At 58.8% G+C, this 16921-nt stretch carries 14 protein-coding genes; 2 read left to right on the top strand and 12 right to left on the bottom strand.

Translation table 11 applies throughout. From position 1 onward, the window contains the following. Positions 1-2: 2 nt before the first annotated feature. The 3 genes from folP to rlmE all read right to left on the bottom strand — a co-directional run bounded on the left by folP (position 3) and on the right by rlmE (position 3602). Positions 3-854 (bottom strand): dihydropteroate synthase, encoded by an 852-nt coding sequence (gene folP / locus ACM6HV_RS24820; protein ID WP_027610780.1) that lies wholly within the window; start codon positions 852-854, stop codon positions 3-5. Positions 855-862: 8 nt separating this feature from the next. Further along, entirely contained in the window at positions 863-2770 is a 1908-nt protein-coding gene (gene ftsH, locus ACM6HV_RS24815; RefSeq protein WP_027610779.1) for an ATP-dependent zinc metalloprotease FtsH, read from the bottom strand. Positions 2771-2972: 202 nt separating this feature from the next. After that, entirely contained in the window at positions 2973-3602 is a 630-nt protein-coding gene (gene rlmE, locus ACM6HV_RS24810) for a 23S rRNA (uridine(2552)-2'-O)-methyltransferase RlmE (RefSeq protein ID WP_414905532.1), read from the bottom strand. A 101-nt stretch (positions 3603-3703) separates the two neighbouring features. Here rlmE and ACM6HV_RS24805 point away from each other — a divergent pair, with 101 nt between their 5' ends. Beyond that, a complete protein-coding gene (locus ACM6HV_RS24805; RefSeq protein WP_003221534.1) occupies positions 3704-4012 on the top strand; it encodes a YhbY family RNA-binding protein in 309 nt (102 codons plus the stop codon). Positions 4013-4021: 9 nt separating this feature from the next. Here the strand turns inward: ACM6HV_RS24805 and ACM6HV_RS24800 are convergent, their stop codons facing one another. From ACM6HV_RS24800 to grpE, 8 genes are all read right to left on the bottom strand, one after another. Further along, positions 4022-4426 carry an MFS transporter gene (locus ACM6HV_RS24800; protein ID WP_145597268.1) on the bottom strand — a complete coding sequence of 135 codons (405 nt, stop codon included), beginning with the start codon at positions 4424-4426 and terminating at the stop codon, positions 4022-4024. A 28-nt stretch (positions 4427-4454) separates the two neighbouring features. Beyond that, positions 4455-4931 carry a transcription elongation factor GreA gene (gene greA, locus ACM6HV_RS24795; RefSeq protein WP_041066788.1) on the bottom strand — a complete coding sequence of 159 codons (477 nt, stop codon included), beginning with the start codon at positions 4929-4931 and terminating at the stop codon, positions 4455-4457. Next, entirely contained in the window at positions 4928-8149 is a 3222-nt protein-coding gene (gene carB, locus ACM6HV_RS24790) for a carbamoyl-phosphate synthase large subunit (RefSeq protein WP_047291165.1), read from the bottom strand. Before carB ends, greA begins: the two co-directional genes overlap by 4 nt. 126 nt (positions 8150-8275) lie before the next feature. Continuing rightward, positions 8276-9412, bottom strand: a complete 1137-nt coding sequence (gene carA / locus ACM6HV_RS24785; RefSeq protein ID WP_047291163.1) for a glutamine-hydrolyzing carbamoyl-phosphate synthase small subunit — start codon at positions 9410-9412, stop codon at positions 8276-8278. A 257-nt stretch (positions 9413-9669) separates the two neighbouring features. Further along, complete coding sequence (dapB, locus tag ACM6HV_RS24780) at positions 9670-10476, bottom strand: 4-hydroxy-tetrahydrodipicolinate reductase (protein WP_003221523.1); 807 nt, start codon at positions 10474-10476, stop codon at positions 9670-9672. 9 nt (positions 10477-10485) lie between these two features. Next, a complete protein-coding gene (gene dnaJ / locus ACM6HV_RS24775) occupies positions 10486-11610 on the bottom strand; it encodes a molecular chaperone DnaJ (RefSeq protein ID WP_003221522.1) in 1125 nt (374 codons plus the stop codon). 297 nt (positions 11611-11907) lie between these two features. Further along, a complete protein-coding gene (gene dnaK / locus ACM6HV_RS24770) occupies positions 11908-13824 on the bottom strand; it encodes a molecular chaperone DnaK (protein ID WP_003221521.1) in 1917 nt (638 codons plus the stop codon). A gap of 102 nt (positions 13825-13926) precedes the next feature. Continuing rightward, the gene (gene grpE / locus ACM6HV_RS24765) at positions 13927-14493 is read right to left on the bottom strand and encodes a nucleotide exchange factor GrpE (protein WP_007961425.1); all 567 of its coding nucleotides are present in this window, start codon (positions 14491-14493) and stop codon (positions 13927-13929) included. A gap of 240 nt (positions 14494-14733) precedes the next feature. Here grpE and recN point away from each other — a divergent pair, with 240 nt between their 5' ends. Next, positions 14734-16407 carry a DNA repair protein RecN gene (gene recN, locus ACM6HV_RS24760; RefSeq protein ID WP_414905531.1) on the top strand — a complete coding sequence of 558 codons (1674 nt, stop codon included), beginning with the start codon at positions 14734-14736 and terminating at the stop codon, positions 16405-16407. A gap of 75 nt (positions 16408-16482) precedes the next feature. Here the strand turns inward: recN and fur are convergent, their stop codons facing one another. Continuing rightward, complete coding sequence (fur, locus tag ACM6HV_RS24755) at positions 16483-16887, bottom strand: ferric iron uptake transcriptional regulator (RefSeq protein WP_003221515.1); 405 nt, start codon at positions 16885-16887, stop codon at positions 16483-16485. Positions 16888-16921 lie beyond the last annotated feature (34 nt).

The raw sequence follows: 16921 nt of genomic DNA, 5'->3' as shown, positions 1-16921 counted from the left end.
TCTTATTCGGCTGATTCCACGGCCGCGAGCATGCGCACCACGTCTACCGTTTCCGCCACATCATGGACGCGCAATATACGCGCTCCTTTAACCGACGCGAGTGCTGCGAGAGCCAGACCACCATAAAGACGCTCACCCACGGGGCGGTTCAATGCGTGGCCGATCATGCTTTTGCGTGAGACACCGACCAATAGCGGACGCCCCAGCGCATGCAGGGCTTCCATATGCTTGAACAAGCTTAGATTGTGCTGCAGGGTTTTCGCGAAACCGAAACCGGGATCAAGAATGATCCGTTCGGCAGGAATGCCCGCAGCCGCACATTGAGTCATGCGCTCTGCCAGAAACTCACCCACTTCCCGGGTAACGTCCTGATAATGCGGATTGTCCTGCATGTCACCCGGCTCGCCGAGCATGTGCATCAGGCAGACCGGCAACCCGGTCGCGGCTGCGGCATCCAGCGCGCCATCGCGGCGCAGCGAGCGCACATCATTGATCAACCCGGCACCCAGGCGCGCCGTTTCACGCATCACCGCTGGCGTCGAAGTATCGACCGAGATGACCACATCCAGCTCGCGATTGATCAACTCCACGATCGGAGCTACGCGCTCCAACTCTTCCAACGGCGAAACCGCTCGAGCGCCAGGCCGGGTCGATTCGCCGCCGACATCGATCAGCGTCGCACCAGCAGCCACCATGGCCTCGGCGTGACGCAAGGCCACGTCGAGCTGGTTGTACCGGCCACCGTCGGAAAAGGAATCGGGAGTGACATTGAGAATACCCATGACATGCGTCTGGGCCAAATCAAGAACCCGGTTGCCGCAAGGCAACCGGGTCAGGGACTGTACAGAAGTCATTTCAAACCTTAAACGTCAGCAGCCGGACCGCCGATCGGTGTTTCCGGACGCTCATCCTGAATCACCGGAGGCGGAGGCGTACCCGTGCCACCTGTCCAGTCACGCGGCTCACGTGGCGTACGACCCGCCATGATGTCGTCGATCTGCTCGGCATCAATGGTTTCGTACTTCATCAGCGCATCAGCCATGGCATCCAGCTTGTCACGGTTGTCCGTGAGGATCTGCTTGGCCGTGCCGTAACACTGGTCGATGATGCTGCGCACTTCGGAGTCGATAAGTTTGGCTGTCTCACCGGAGAAGCTGGCATTCTGACCACCACCACCGCGACCGAGGAACACTTCGCCCTCTTCTTCGGCGTACATCAGCGGACCGAGTTTTTCCGAAAGGCCCCACTTGGTCACCATGTTCCGCGCAATCTGACTGGCACGCATGATGTCGTTGGAAGCGCCGGTGGTCACACCATCGAAACCAAGGGTCATCTCTTCGGCGATACGGCCACCGTACAGCGAACAGATCTGGCTGATCAGCGCACGCTTGGACAGGCTGTAACGATCCTCTTCAGGCAGGAACATGGTCACGCCCAGCGCGCGACCACGGGGAATGATCGAAACCTTGTAGACCGGATCATGCTCAGGCACGACGCGACCAACGATCGCATGGCCTGCCTCGTGATAAGCGGTGTTCTGTTTCTCTTTCTCGGACATGACCATGGATTTGCGCTCGGCGCCCATCATGATCTTGTCTTTGGCCAATTCGAACTCTTTCATTTCAACGATGCGCTTGCCGCTACGTGCCGCGAACAGCGACGCTTCGTTGACCAGGTTGGCCAGATCCGCACCGGAGAAGCCCGGGGTACCACGCGCGATAACGGCCGGAGCCACATCATCACCCATTGGCACTTTACGCATGTGAACCTTGAGGATCTGCTCGCGACCGCGGATATCCGGCAAACCGACAACGACCTGACGGTCGAAACGGCCCGGACGCAGCAGCGCAGGGTCAAGTACGTCAGGACGGTTGGTGGCAGCGATCACAATGATGCCGTCATTCATTTCGAAGCCGTCCATCTCTACCAGCAACTGGTTGAGGGTCTGCTCACGCTCGTCGTGACCGCCGCCCATGCCGGCGCCACGGTGGCGACCGACGGCGTCGATTTCGTCAATGAAGATGATGCACGGCGCGTGCTTCTTGGCCTGCTCGAACATGTCGCGAACGCGGCTTGCACCGACACCCACAAACATTTCAACGAAGTCGGAACCGGAGATGGTGAAGAACGGCACTTTCGCTTCGCCGGCAATCGCCTTGGCCAGCAAGGTTTTACCGGTACCTGGAGGGCCGACCATCAATACGCCGCGAGGAATACGACCGCCGAGGCGCTGGAACTTGCCCGGATCACGCAGGAACTCAACCAGCTCACCAACTTCTTCCTTGGCTTCGTCGCAACCAGCAACGTCAGCCAGCGTGGTCTTCACCTGATCTTCGGAGAGCAGGCGTGCCTTGCTCTTGCCAAAGCTCATCGGTCCGCCCTTGCCGCCGGCACCGCCCTGCATCTGGCGCATGAAGAACATGAACACCGCGATGATCACCAGGATCGGGAAACTGGCCACCAGGAGTTGAGTCCAGATGCTTTGCTGTTCAGGCTGCTTGCCCTCAACCACAACGTGGTTGTCGACCAGGTCGCCGATCAGGCCATTGTCCTGGATCGCCGGACGAATGGTCTTGAAGCTGTCGCCATCGTTGCGCTTGCCGGTAATCACATAGCCGTCAACGGCTACGCGCTCGACCTTGCCATCCTTGACCTGCTGGATGAAGTCGGAATAGTTGAGGGTCTGCGGCTCGTTAGGGCTGGAGAAGTTGTTCATCACCGTCACGAGGACTGCCGCGATGATCAACCACAGGATCAGATTCTTTGCCATATCGTTCAATTAACTACCCTCTGAAGCAAGCTCCGCTACTGGCGCGCGCTTCGCATGATATTCACCGGCCTAACTTACTACATTACCTACAACTCTGGCAGGCGCCGTCTGTAACCCTTTGTGAAACACTTTCTACACAATATTCGCTTATGCACGCGGGGCAAAATACGAAAAACCTATCACCCTGCCAAAAAACCTCGTTTTACTCATTACCTCCACGGTAGCCCCAAGCCAGCATGTATTGCTCGCGGGAGCTGCCACGGGAGGAATCCGGCTTGATCATCTGGATCTTGTCGAACTTTTTCCGAGCATCCTTCAGGTAGACATCAAAACCTTCGCCCTGAAAGATCTTGATCACGAAATTGCCACCCGGCTTGAGTATCCGTTCCGCCAGATCAAGCGCCAGCTCACAAAGGAACATGGCTTTGGGCATGTCCACTTCAGGCGTACCACTCATATTGGGGGCCATATCGGAAATCACAAGGTCCACCTGTGAATTACCCACGGCTTCAAGGATTCGCGCGAGCACTTCGTCCTCGGTGAAGTCACCCTGAATGAAGGTCACGTCAGGGATGCTGTCCATCTTCAGGATGTCCGAAGCGATCAGTCGCCCCTGACCACCGATCAGTCGGCTGGTGACCTGTGACCAGCCGCCGGGCGCCGCGCCCAGGTCGACAACGCTCATGCCGGAACGGATCAGCTTGTATTTCTCCTGGATCTCCAGAAGCTTGTAACTCGCACGCGAGCGGTAGCCATCCTTCTGTGCCTGCTTCACATAAGGATCGTTGACATGTCGTTTCAGCCAACCAAGGCTTGTCTTGGAACGCGCCATTGGGCACCTCGATGATTAGGGTCGTGATTAATTGGGCGGATCCACGAACCCTCGGGTAAAATGGCCGCCATTTTACAGAATCCAGACGAAAGGGTCAGATTATGCCGCTCACTCCAGAGCAGAAGAAACAGTACAAATCCATTGGCCACCACCTGAAGCCGGTTTTGACGGTGGCGGACAACGGTCTGACTGAAGGTGTATTAGCCGAACTTGAACGCGCCTTGGCGGATCACGAGCTGATCAAGATCAAGCTCAACATCCTCGACCGCGAGTCGCGCCTGGCGCACATTGCAGAGTTGTGCAAGGTCGGCAAGGCTGACCTGGTGCAGGTCATCGGCAAGATGGCACTGGTTTATCGCAAGAACTTCAGCGTCAACAAGCAGCTGTCGAACGTTCATCGCTTCAAGTGATGACAAGGGTCAAGGGTGTGCTTCGCGCACCCTGCCACTCCATCCCGGTAGCGGCTGCAACACCAGCACCAGTCCAGAAAAGCCCAACAGCAGAAAACTGAATGCCTGCCAGCGCTGCGCTTGCGGCCAGCCGACATGCACGGCGACAAACATCGCACACGCATACAGTGCCATCAACAACACCTGCCCGCGAAAATCCCGCCACAGACTGGCAAGGCCCTCGGCCCGTACCAGCACCAAAGCCTGAAAAATCACGCAGGCAGCGGCAAAAATCACCACCGACACTTCGAACGCATCGGCAATCTCATCGATCAGCAACGGTGCCAGACCAATCTTGCCCAGCACCGGTCGCAAACCGAGGTGAATCAACCAGAAGCCGCCGACCCACAACATCTGGGTCAGCTGCCAAAGCATGGCGCCCGCACGTAGCGGGCGCCAGCCTTCAGATGTGACGGACTTCGACAATCTCGTACTCGATAACGCCACTCGGCGTTTTCACGGCGACCACGTCACCCTCTTCCTTGCCGATCAAGGCACGAGCCAAGGGCGAGCCGACCGAAATCTTTCCGAGTTTGAAGTCAGCCTCATCCTCACCCACGATGTGGTAAGCGACGCTTTCATCCGTCTCGACGTTGGCGATTTCGACAGTGGTACCGAAGATCACTTTGCCGGTGTGCGGAATGGTCGTGACATCGATGATGACCTGATTCTGGATCCGGCCTTCGATATCACGGATCCGCGCCTCGACCATGCCCTGCTGTTCGCGGGCGGCATGGTATTCAGCGTTTTCCTTCAGATCACCCAGCTCGCGAGCCGTACCGATGTCCTGGCTGAGCTTCGGACGAACGACCTTGGTCAGGTGAGCGTGTTCTTCTTCCAGGGCTTTTGCGCCCTGGACGGTCATTGGGTACTTGATCATGCCTTCAATCCTGCGTGTAGATCCTGCAAGCGGCGTACGGTCTTCTCGGGACCGAACTTCAGCGCTTCACAGATAGCCTCGCCCGCAGCAATGGTGGTGGTGCAGTAGATCTTGTGCTGCAGGGCATTACGACGAATGGAGTAGGAATCAGCGATCGACTGACGGCCTTCGGTGGTGTTGATGATCAGGGTGACTTCGTCATTCTTGATCATGTCGACCACGTGCGGACGACCCTCGGTCACCTTGTTCACGCGGCGCACTTTCAGGCCTGCAGCTTCGATCAGCTTGGCAGTACCGGCAGTGGCGACCACTTCGAAGCCCAAGTTGATCAGATCACGGGCCACGCCTGCAACCAGCGGCTTGTCATCGTCACGCACACTGATGAACGCGGTACCGCCGGTCGGCAGCACTTCGCTGGCGCCCATCTGGGCCTTGGCGAATGCTTCACCGAAAGTGTCGCCGACGCCCATCACTTCACCGGTGGACTTCATCTCCGGGCCGAGGATCGGGTCAACGCCAGGGAATTTGGCGAACGGGAACACCGCCTCTTTCACGCTGTAGAAGTTCGGGATGATTTCCTTGGTGAAGCCGATTTCCTTCAGCGTCTTACCGGCCATCACGCGAGCAGCGATCATTGCCAGGGAAACACCGATGCACTTGGACACGAACGGTACGGTACGGGAAGCGCGCGGGTTGACTTCGATGACGTAGATGTCCTCGCCCTGCAGCGCCAGTTGCACGTTCATCAGACCGACAACACCCAGTTCCAGGGCCATTTTCTTGACCTGTTCGCGCATCTCGTCCTGGATGTGCGCCGGCAGCGAGTACGGCGGCAGCGAGCACGCGGAGTCACCGGAGTGAACGCCTGCCTGCTCGATGTGCTGCATGATCGCGCCGATTACCACGTCTTTGCCGTCGCAGACCGCATCCACGTCCATCTCGATGGCGCAGTTGAGGAAGTGGTCGAGCAGCACCGGGCTGTCGTTGGACACTTGCACCGCATCACGCAGGTAGCGCTTGAGTTCATCTTCCTTGTAGACGATTTCCATCGCGCGGCCGCCCAGTACGTAGGACGGGCGCACCACCAGCGGATAACCGATTTTCGCGGCAGCGCGAACGGCTTCGTCTTCGCTGCGCACGGTGGCGTTTGGCGGCTGACGCAGGTTCAGGCGCTCAACCATTTGCTGGAAGCGCTCACGGTCTTCGGCACGGTCGATGGCATCAGGGCTGGTACCGATGATCGGCACGCCAGCGGCTTCGAGGGCACGCGCCAGTTTCAGCGGAGTCTGACCGCCGTACTGGACGATCACGCCTTTCGGCTTCTCGACGCGGCAGATTTCCAGCACGTCTTCCAGGGTTACCGGCTCGAAGTACAGACGGTCGGACGTGTCGTAGTCGGTGGAAACGGTTTCCGGGTTGCAGTTGACCATGATGGTTTCATAGCCGTCTTCGCGCAGTGCGAGGGCGGCGTGTACGCAGCAATAGTCGAACTCGATACCTTGGCCGATACGGTTCGGACCGCCACCCAGAATCATGATCTTGTCGCGACCGGACGGCGCGGCTTCGCACTCTTCCTCGTACGTCGAGTAGAGGTAAGCGGTGTCGGTGGCGAACTCGGCGGCGCACGTGTCAACGCGCTTGTAGACCGGGAACACTTCCAGTTTTTGACGGTGCGTACGCAGGTTCTTCTCGGTCACACCCAGCAGTTTGGCCAGACGCTGATCGGAGAAGCCTTTGCGCTTGAGCTTGAACATCAGGTCGCGGTCGATAGCGGACAGACCGAGGGTCTTGACCTTCTCTTCTTCCTTGATCAGATCTTCGATCTGCACCAGGAACCACGGGTCGATCATGTTCATGCCGAAAATGTCTTCGACGGTCATGCCGGCGCGGAATGCGTCCGCCACGTACCAGATACGCTCGGCGCCCGGCACGGTCAGCTCGCGCTTGAGGATGCTCATGCTTTCCGGGTTGCTCAGGTCGAGCTTCTCGTCCAGCCCGCAAACGCCCACTTCCAGACCGCGCAGGGCTTTCTGCAGGGATTCCTGGAAGGTGCGGCCGATGGCCATGACTTCACCGACCGACTTCATTTGCGTGGTCAGGCGTGCGTCAGCCTTGGCGAATTTCTCGAAGGCGAAACGTGGCAGCTTGGTCACAACGTAGTCGATCGACGGCTCGAAGGACGCCGGAGTCTTGCCGCCGGTGATGTCGTTCGACAGTTCGTCGAGGGTGTAGCCCACAGCCAGTTTGGCCGCGACCTTGGCAATCGGGAAACCGGTGGCTTTCGAAGCCAGTGCCGAGGAACGCGATACGCGCGGGTTCATCTCGATCACGACCATGCGGCCAGTGTCCGGGCAGATACCGAATTGCACGTTGGAGCCGCCGGTCTCGACGCCGATCTCGCGCAGTACCGCCAGCGAGGCGTTACGAAGGATCTGATATTCCTTGTCGGTCAGGGTCTGTGCCGGAGCAACGGTGATCGAGTCACCGGTGTGCACGCCCATCGGGTCGAAGTTCTCGATCGAGCAGACGATGATGCAGTTGTCCTTTTTGTCGCGGACAACTTCCATCTCATATTCTTTCCAGCCGATCAGCGATTCGTCGATCAGCAGCTCTTTGGTCGGCGACAGGTCCAGACCGCGGGCGCAGATTTCTTCGAACTCTTCACGGTTGTAGGCGATACCGCCGCCAGTACCACCCATGGTGAAGGACGGACGGATGATGCACGGGAAGCCCAGACGCTCGAGGACGGCGTTGGCTTCTTCCATGCTGTGGGCGATACCGGAACGCGGGCATTCCAGACCGATGGATTTCATGGCCTTGTCGAAACGCGAACGGTCTTCAGCCTTGTCGATGGTGTCGGCGTTTGCACCGATCATTTCCACGCCGAACTTTTCCAGAACGCCTTCGCGCTCCAGATCCAGGGCGCAGTTCAGTGCAGTCTGGCCGCCCATGGTTGGCAGCACCGCGTCAGGGCGCTCTTTTTCGATGATCTTGGCCACGGTCTGCCACTTGATCGGCTCGATGTACGTGGCGTCGGCCATGTCCGGGTCGGTCATGATGGTGGCCGGGTTGGAGTTCACCAGGATGACGCGGTAACCCTCTTCGCGCAGGGCTTTGCAGGCCTGGGCGCCGGAGTAGTCGAATTCACAGGCCTGGCCGATAACGATCGGGCCGGCGCCGAGAATCAGGATGCTTTTAATGTCTGTACGTTTTGGCATGGGTTTGTCACTCAAATCCGCAGGTCAGTCGGCAAGCCGTCTTGATCGATTTCTGAAGCCCTGAGGGGCGCCACCGGCGTCGGGGCCGCCCTCGAGGGCTTCTCGCTACAGTCTCAAGGCGAACGCTTAGCGTCGCTTGGCCATCTCGTTGATGAAGCGGTCGAACAGGGGCGCCACATCGTTCGGGCCCGGGCTCGCTTCAGGGTGGCCCTGGAAGCTGAACGCGCTCTTGTCGGTGCGCTCGATGCCTTGCAGGGTGCCGTCGAACAGCGATTTGTGGATCGCACGCACGTTGGCCGGCAGGGTCGCTTCGTCAACCGCGAAACCGTGGTTCTGGCTGGTGATCATCACGACGCCAGTGTCCAGATCCTGTACCGGGTGGTTGGCACCGTGGTGGCCATGGCCCATTTTCAGGGTCTTGGCGCCGGAGGCCAGAGCCAGCAGTTGGTGACCGAGGCAGATACCGAAGACCGGAATTTCGGTTTCCAGCACTTCCTTGATCGCTTTGATCGCGTAGTCGCAAGGTTCCGGGTCACCAGGGCCGTTGGACAGAAACACGCCGTCCGGCTTGAGTGCCAGCACGTCGGCAGCCGGGGTTTGCGCCGGCACCACGGTCACGCGGCAGCCGCGCTCGACCAGCATGCGCAGGATGTTCAGTTTGACGCCGTAGTCGTAGGCAACCACGTGATATGGCAGCTCGGACGCTTCGAGGGTCGCGTGGCTGTCAGTCTTCAAATCCCAGACAGTGGAGCGCCATTCGTACTTTTCCTTGGTGCTGACGACTTTCGCCAGATCCATGCCCTTCAGACCTGGAAAGCCCTGCGCGGCGGCAATTGCAGCTTCTTCGGAGATGTTGTCGCCGGCCATGATGCAGCCGTTCTGTGCGCCTTTTTCACGCAGGATGCGGGTCAGGCGGCGGGTGTCGATACCGGCGATTGCCACAACGTTGTTGGCTTTCAGGTAGTCGGACAGGGACATCGTGTTACGCCAGTTGCTCGCTACCAGCGGCAGGTCACGGATGACCAGGCCAGCGGACCATACGCGGTCGGACTCGGCATCTTCCGGCGTGGTGCCAGTGTTGCCGATGTGCGGGTAAGTCAGGGTAACGATCTGTTGGGCGTAGGAAGGATCGGTAAGGATTTCCTGATAGCCGGTCATTGCGGTGTTGAACACCACCTCACCAACGGTTTGACCGTCGGCTCCAATGGCTTCGCCGCGAAAAATGCTGCCATCAGCAAGGGCGAGTATGGCTGGCTTAGTCAAGAAGACCTCCCGTAAATAACGCATGAAAGGGCAATCGCAGGTTGTAAAAAAGCGGAGTGACGTATGGACACGTCACCCCGCTTCTTCACTGAATTATTCTGCGCGCTTTTAGTGGACACACTAAAGCTGTAGCTTACAGAAAAAGGCTTTTTTGGTCCACCGCTAAAGAGCCTAAAAGGCCGGAGAATGCGACAGGGCGTCGCGCGATGCAGAAAAACCAGCGCAAACCGGGCGTTTGCGCTGGGTAAAACCGTCAATCAATGCAGGTCGAGCACGTCTTGCATGTCATACAGACCCGGCTCGCGGCCATCCAGCCACAACGCCGCACGCACCGCACCCTTGGCGAATGTCATGCGACTGGAAGCCTTGTGCGTGATCTCCAGGCGCTCGCCTTCGCAGGCAAACAGCACGGTGTGATCACCGACCACGTCACCACCGCGAACGGTGGCGAAACCAATGGTTTCCCGCTCGCGCGCACCGGTGTGACCTTCACGACCATAGACCGCGACTTTCTGCAGATCACGATCCAGCGCATCGGCAATCACTTCACCCATGCGCAGCGCCGTGCCCGAAGGCGCGTCAATCTTGTGCCGGTGATGCGCTTCGATGATTTCGATGTCGGCATCGTCGCCCAACACCCGGGCAGTCATTTCGAGCAGCTTCAACGACAGGTTGACCCCGACGCTGAAGTTGGCCGCGAACACGATCGGAATATCCTTGCCCGCCTCGGCCAGCAGCTGCTTTTGCGCAGCGTCGAGCCCGGTGGTGCCGATGACCATGGCCTTGCCGGCCTTGCGACAGAACGCGAGGTTTTTCAACATCACTTCCGGCAGGGTGAAATCGATCAGCACGTCGAACTCTTCGGCCACCGATTCGAGGTTGCCGGACAACGGCACACCGATACGACCCAGCGAAGCCAGCTCACCGGCGTCCACCCCAATCAGCGTACTGCCGGGACGAACGATCGCCGCGGTCAGGCCGGTCAGCGGCGCGCGCTGTTGCACGGCCTCGACCAGAATCTTGCCCATGCGCCCGGCGGCGCCCATCACAGCTATACGTCGCATGCCGACTCCTTACAGATCGCCGAAGAAGCGCTTCACACCATCGAACCAACCAGTGGTTTTCGGCGAGTGGCTGTTGTCGTCCGCCAGCGAGCTGCGGAATTCCTCGAGCAATTCGCGCTGACGACGATTCAGATTGACCGGGGTCTCGACCGCTACACGGCACATCAAGTCGCCCGCACCACCGCCACGCACCGGCGCAACGCCTTTACCGCGCACGCGGAACTGCTTGCCGGTTTGGGTGCCTTCAGGGATTTTCAGTTTGACGCGACCGTCGAGGGTCGGGATTTCCAGCTCGCCGCCGAGCGCCGCATCAACAAAGCTGATCGGCACTTCGCAGAACAGGTGTTTGCCATCGCGCTGGAAGATGTCGTGCTCGCGCACGTTGATCACCACGTACAGGTCGCCGGTCGGGCCACCCTGGGTCCCCGCCTCGCCTTCGCCGGACAGACGAATGCGGTCGCCGGTGTCAACACCAGCCGGCACCTTGACCGACAGGGTCTTGTATTCTTCGACGCGACCGTCGCCGTGGCAGGAATCGCACGGATCGGAAATGATCTTGCCCTGGCCATGGCAGCGCGGGCAGGTCTGCTGCACCGAGAAGAAGCCCTGCTGCATGCGCACCTGACCAATGCCGCCGCAGGTCGGGCAGGTCGATGGCGACGAGCCTTTCTTCGCGCCGGAACCATCGCATGGCTTGCAATTGACCAGCGTCGGAACGCGGATATTCACGGTAGTGCCGCGCACCGCTTCTTCCAGATTCAGCTCCAGGGTGTAGCGCAGATCGCTGCCACGCTGAGCGCCACCACGGGAACCGCCGCGACCACCACCGAAGAAGTCACTGAAGACATCGCCAAAGATGTCCGAGAAATTCTGCCCGCCGAAACCGGCGCCACCGCCACCCATGCTTGGGTCGACGCCAGCATGACCGTACTGGTCGTACGCCGCGCGCTTGCTCGAATCGGACAATACTTCGTAGGCCTCGTTGGCCTCTTTGAACAGTTCTTCCGACGCTTTGTCATCGGGATTACGGTCCGGGTGGTGCTTCATCGCCAGGCGACGATAGGCCTTTTTCAGGTCTGCATCGCTTGAACCACGCTCTACACCCAATACTTCGTAATAGTCACGCTTTGCCATAAGTCTTTTGCACTCTTGAGGACGTTCGGCAAACCCCTCCTGAGGATGGCCAAACTCGTTGAGCCCCAATACAGGCCCGGACCCAACTCACGTCAATTCAACGATCCTGGTCTTTGTTTCTTGTGGTACTTGCGGCACGAAAAGCAGGAGCATTCCCGGCCATACCAACAGCACGCAAGGCTTGTCGCATGCTGTAAAAATTCACGTATTCCAGATACGCCAACGCGGGAGCAAGCTCCCGCGCGGCGACATCCTACCAGTCACCGCCGCAAGGCAGTCAACCGGCCGACCAACAACTTACTTGTGGTCTTTGACTTCTTCGAACTCGGCATCGACAACATCGTCAGCCTTTTCAGCTTTCTCGTCGTGCGGTGCCGCGCCTTCAGCAGGCTGAGCCTGTTCGGCGTACATCTTCTGGGCAACCGGAGCCGAGACTTTCGACAGCTCTTCGATCTTCGCTTCGATGGCAGCCTTGTCGTCGCCTTTCACAGCGGCTTCCAGTGCAACCACGGCAGCTTCGATCGCGGTCTTCTCTTCGGCGCTGACCTTGTCGCCCGCTTCGGTGACCATTTTGCGAGTCGAGTGAACCAGTGCGTCACCCTTGTTACGGGATTCAGCCAGCTCAGCGAACTTGCGGTCTTCCTCGGCGTTCAGCTCGGCGTCGCGAACCATCTTCTGAATTTCTTCATCCGACAGACCGGAGTTGGCCTTGATGGTGATCTTCTGCTCTTTACCGGTCGCCTTGTCTTTCGCGCCAACGTGCAGGATGCCGTTTGCGTCGATGTCGAAGGTCACTTCGATCTGCGGCACGCCACGTGGAGCTGGTGGAATGTCGGCCAGGTCGAATTTGCCCAGCGACTTGTTCTGCGCAGCTTGCTTACGCTCACCTTGCAGGACGTGAATGGTCACGGCGCCCTGGTTGTCGTCGGCAGTGGAGAACACTTGCGATTTCTTGGTAGGAATCGTGGTGTTTTTCTCGATCAGCGCGGTCATCACGCCACCCATGGTTTCGATACCCAGGGTCAGCGGGCTGACGTCGAGCAGCAGAACGTCTTTCACGTCACCGGCCAGAACGGCGCCCTGAATCGCAGCACCCATGGCAACCGCTTCGTCCGGGTTCACGTCTTTACGTGCTTCTTTACCGAAGAAGTCGGTCACCAGCTTCTGTACCAGCGGCATACGGGTCTGACCGCCGACCAGAATCACGTCGTTGATCGCGCCAACGTCGATACCGGCGTCTTTCATGGCGATGCGGCAAGGTTCGATGGTGCGCTGAACCAGGTCTTCAACCAGTGCTTCGAGCTTGGCACGCGAAATCTTCACGTTCAGGTGCTTAGGACCGGTGGCGTCTGCAGTGATGTACGGCAGGTTGACGTCGGTCGACTGCGCGGACGACAGCTCGATCTTGGCTTTCTCAGCGGCTTCTTTCAGGCGCTGCATGGCCAGCGGGTCACCTTTGAGGTTCATGCCGCTTTCTTTCTTGAATTCGTCAACGAGGTAGTCGATCAGACGAATGTCGAAGTCTTCACCGCCGAGGAAGGTGTCACCGTTGGTGGCCAACACTTCAAACTGGTGCTCGCCGTCAACTTCAGCGATCTCGATCACGGAAACGTCGAAAGTACCGCCACCCAGGTCATAAACGATCACGGTGTGATCGCCCTTGGCCTTGTCCATACCGTAAGCCAGAGCAGCCGCGGTTGGTTCGTTGATGATACGTTTAACGTCCAGACCGGCAATGCGGCCGGCGTCTTTGGTCGCCTGACGCTGGCTGTCGTTGAAGTAGGCCGGAACGGTGATCACCGCCTCGGTCACAGGCTCGCCGAGGTAGTCTTCGGCGGTCTTCTTCATCTTCTTCAGGATTTCAGCCGAGATTTGTGGCGGCGCCATTTTCTGGCCGTTCACTTCAACCCAGGCGTCGCCGTTGTCAGCCTTGGCGATTTTGTACGGGACCATCTTGATGTCTTTCTGTACGACTTCTTCGTCGAACTTGCGACCGATCAGACGCTTCACCGCGTACAGGGTGTTGTGCGGGTTGGTCACTGCCTGACGCTTGGCCGACTGACCAACGAGGATTTCACCATCGTTGGCGTAAGCGATGATCGACGGCGTGGTACGCGCGCCTTCGGCGTTTTCGATAACTTTGGCTACGCCGTTTTCCAGCACGGAGACGCAGGAGTTGGTAGTCCCCAGGTCGATACCGATAATTTTGCCCATGTTCACTCTCCCGAAACTTTGGATTTTGTTGCCGCAGCAGTGGTGGCTAACTGCGGTAATACTTAAACGCTTGACTTCTAAATGGGGGCCTTGCGGCTAATTTCAAGCCTTCTCGTCAATCGAAGGCGAAATTGGCGCCGGAGCCTTGCTGACCACAACCATGGCCGGACGCAACAGGCGACCGTTGAGCTGGTAGCCCTTCTGGAACACCTTCAGAACGCTGTTCGGTTCGACGTCGGCGCTTTCCTGCATGGCCATCGCCTGATGGTGAACGGCATTGAACGGTTCGCCATGCGGATCGATCGCTTCAAGCTGGTAACGCTTGAGGGTGTCGTGGAACATTTTCAGGGTCAGCTCGATGCCTTCGCGCATCGGACGGATGCTTTCGTCGTCCGGGCTCGACAGTTCGAGGCCGCGCTCCAGGCTGTCAACGATCGGCAGCAAGTCACCGGCGAACTTTTCCAGCGCAAACTTGTGCGCCTTCTCGACATCCTGCTCGGCACGACGGCGGACGTTCTGCAGATCGGCAGCTACGCGCAGCGACTGATCCTGCGCGGCGGCCAACTGCTCTTCGAGCACTTGTACACGGGTCGCCAGGTCGTCACCCGAAGTTTCGGGCGCCTGATTGGCTTCTGGATTTTGCGTATCTACTGTCTGTTCGTCAGCCATAGAATTCTCCTTTCAATTACGTCCGCGAGCTGTACTCGCGCTTCTGCCCCGATATATGGGGCCGCAAAATCAGGCTTCAAGGGCCTGCAATGATTAACCCTACAAAAAAGTGCTGCATTGTCATTCCTGCTCGGACTAAGCATTTGATCGGATCAAGCTAATCGAGCTAAGCGAGGGCATTGTCAGGCCGAAACAAAACACTGTATAAATAACCAGACCTAAAGCCTGGGAGCGGCCTTTATGCTGGTGCACCTGTCCGTACATAACTACGCCATCGTTGAACATCTCGATCTCGAACTTGATCGCGGGATGAGCGTGATCACAGGGGAAACCGGCGCCGGCAAGTCGATCATGCTCGACGCCCTGGGCCTGACCCTTGGCGACCGCGCCGACAGCGGCGTGGTTCGCCCGGGCGCCGACAAGGCCGACATTCTGGCCACCTTCGACCTGGTCGACATTCCCGAAGCCCATGCCTGGCTGGCCGAGCGCGACCTCGAAAACGACGGCCCTTGCATCCTGCGCCGGGTGATCACCGCCGAAGGCCGTTCGCGCGGCTATATCAATGGCACACCCTGCCCGCTCGGTGATCTCAAGGCCCTCGGCGAACTGCTGATCGATATCCACAGCCAGCACGAACACCAGTCCCTGCTGAAAACCGACACTCACCGACGCCTGCTTGACGAATATGCCGGCGCTACCGATCTGGCCCGTCAGGTGCAACTCGCCGCGCAGCGCTGGCGCCAGACCCGCCTGGAACTGGAGCGCCTCTCCAACTCGGGTGACGAGCAACGCGCGCGTCACCAATTGCTCAGCTACCAGCTCGAAGAACTGGAGAACCTCGGCCTCGGCGAAAACGAGCTGGAACAGCTAGAGCAGGAACACAAGAACCTGACCAACGCCGAAACCCTGCTTGGCATTTGTCGACAGGTGGTCGAGCAGTGCAGCGAAAGCGATTCCGGCAATGTACTGAATGCGCTGACCGCCAGCCTCAACCGCCTGTCGAGCGTGAACAGCTCGGTTGGCGCACTGGGCGAAGCCAGCAGCCTGCTGACCAGCGCGCAGATCCAGGTCGAAGAAGCCGTGGGCGAGCTCAACCGCTTCCTCGACAACTTCGATGCCGATCCGGCGCGCCTGCAGTATCTGGAAGAACGCCTCGACGCGATTTACACCCTGGCGCGCAAGCACCGGATCCAGCCAACCGAAGTCGCCGAGATGCAGCAGAAATTGCTCGATGAAATCGAGACATTGAATGCCAACGACGAATCCATCGAACGCCTGGGTGATGAACTGGCCTCTTATGCCCGCCATTATCAAGAGAAGGCCCGGGAGCTGAGCGACTTGCGCCATCAGGCCGCCAGCAGCCTCGCCAGCGCCGTGGAGCAAGAGATCCAGCGCTTGGGCATGCCGGGCGGACGCTTTACCATCGAGTTGCGCGCCAACACCAGCGACGAACTACAGCCCAACGGCCTGGAACAAGTCGAACTGCTGGTCAGCGCCAACCCCGGCCAGCCGCTCAAGGCGCTGGCCAAAGTAGCCTCCGGTGGCGAGCTGTCGCGGATCAGCCTGGCGATTCAGGTGATCACTGCGCAGACCTCACGGGTGCCAACCTTGGTATTCGACGAAGTGGACGTAGGCATCGGCGGGCCGACCGCCGAAATCGTTGGTCAGTTGTTGCGGCGTCTTGGCGATCGCGGCCAGGTGCTGACCGTGACGCATTTGCCGCAAGTGGCGGCGCAGGGTCATCAGCATTTATTTGTGCACAAGGTTCGCGGTGAACAGGCTACCCACACCGCCGTGTCCAAACTGAGCAAGAACGACCGTATAGAAGAAGTGGCGCGGATGCTGGGCGGCATCGACTTGACCAAAGAGTCCTTGGCTCACGCGAAAAAAATGGTCGTCACGGCAAAGGTTTAAGAACGGTAGAAAGCACGAAGGCGACCCTTGGGTCGCCTTCGTTCGTTTCGCGAACTTGAAATTCGCGCGACATGCTTACTTTTTCTTGCGTACGTACAGCACCAGATTGTGATCTACCAGATCAACACCGTGCTCCTCGGCAATTGCCTTCTGGAGCTTTTCGATTTCCGGACTGACGAATTCGACGACTTCACCGGTTTCCACGTTGACCATATGGTCGTGGTGGCCACCGTCGGCCAATTCGAATACCGCGTGGCCACCGTCGAAGTTGTGACGGACCACGAGGCCAGCAGCTTCGAACTGGGTCAGAACACGGTAAACCGTGGCCAGACCGACGTCCTCGCCTGCTTCCATCAACGCCTTGTAGACGTCTTCGGCACTCATGTGACGCTGCTCGGTAGAATCGAGCATTTGCAGGATCTTGACCCGTGGCAGGGTCACTTTGAGGCCGGCTTTGCGTAGTTCGCTATTTTCAACCATGGTCAGCTTTCTCGCGATGCTGCTTCGCAGCTTC

The organism is Pseudomonas sp. IT-P260, assembly GCF_949768395.1.
Taxonomy (GTDB): Bacteria; Pseudomonadota; Gammaproteobacteria; order Pseudomonadales; family Pseudomonadaceae; genus Aquipseudomonas; species Aquipseudomonas parakoreensis.
This window is presented reverse-complemented; position numbering and strand designations above follow the sequence as displayed.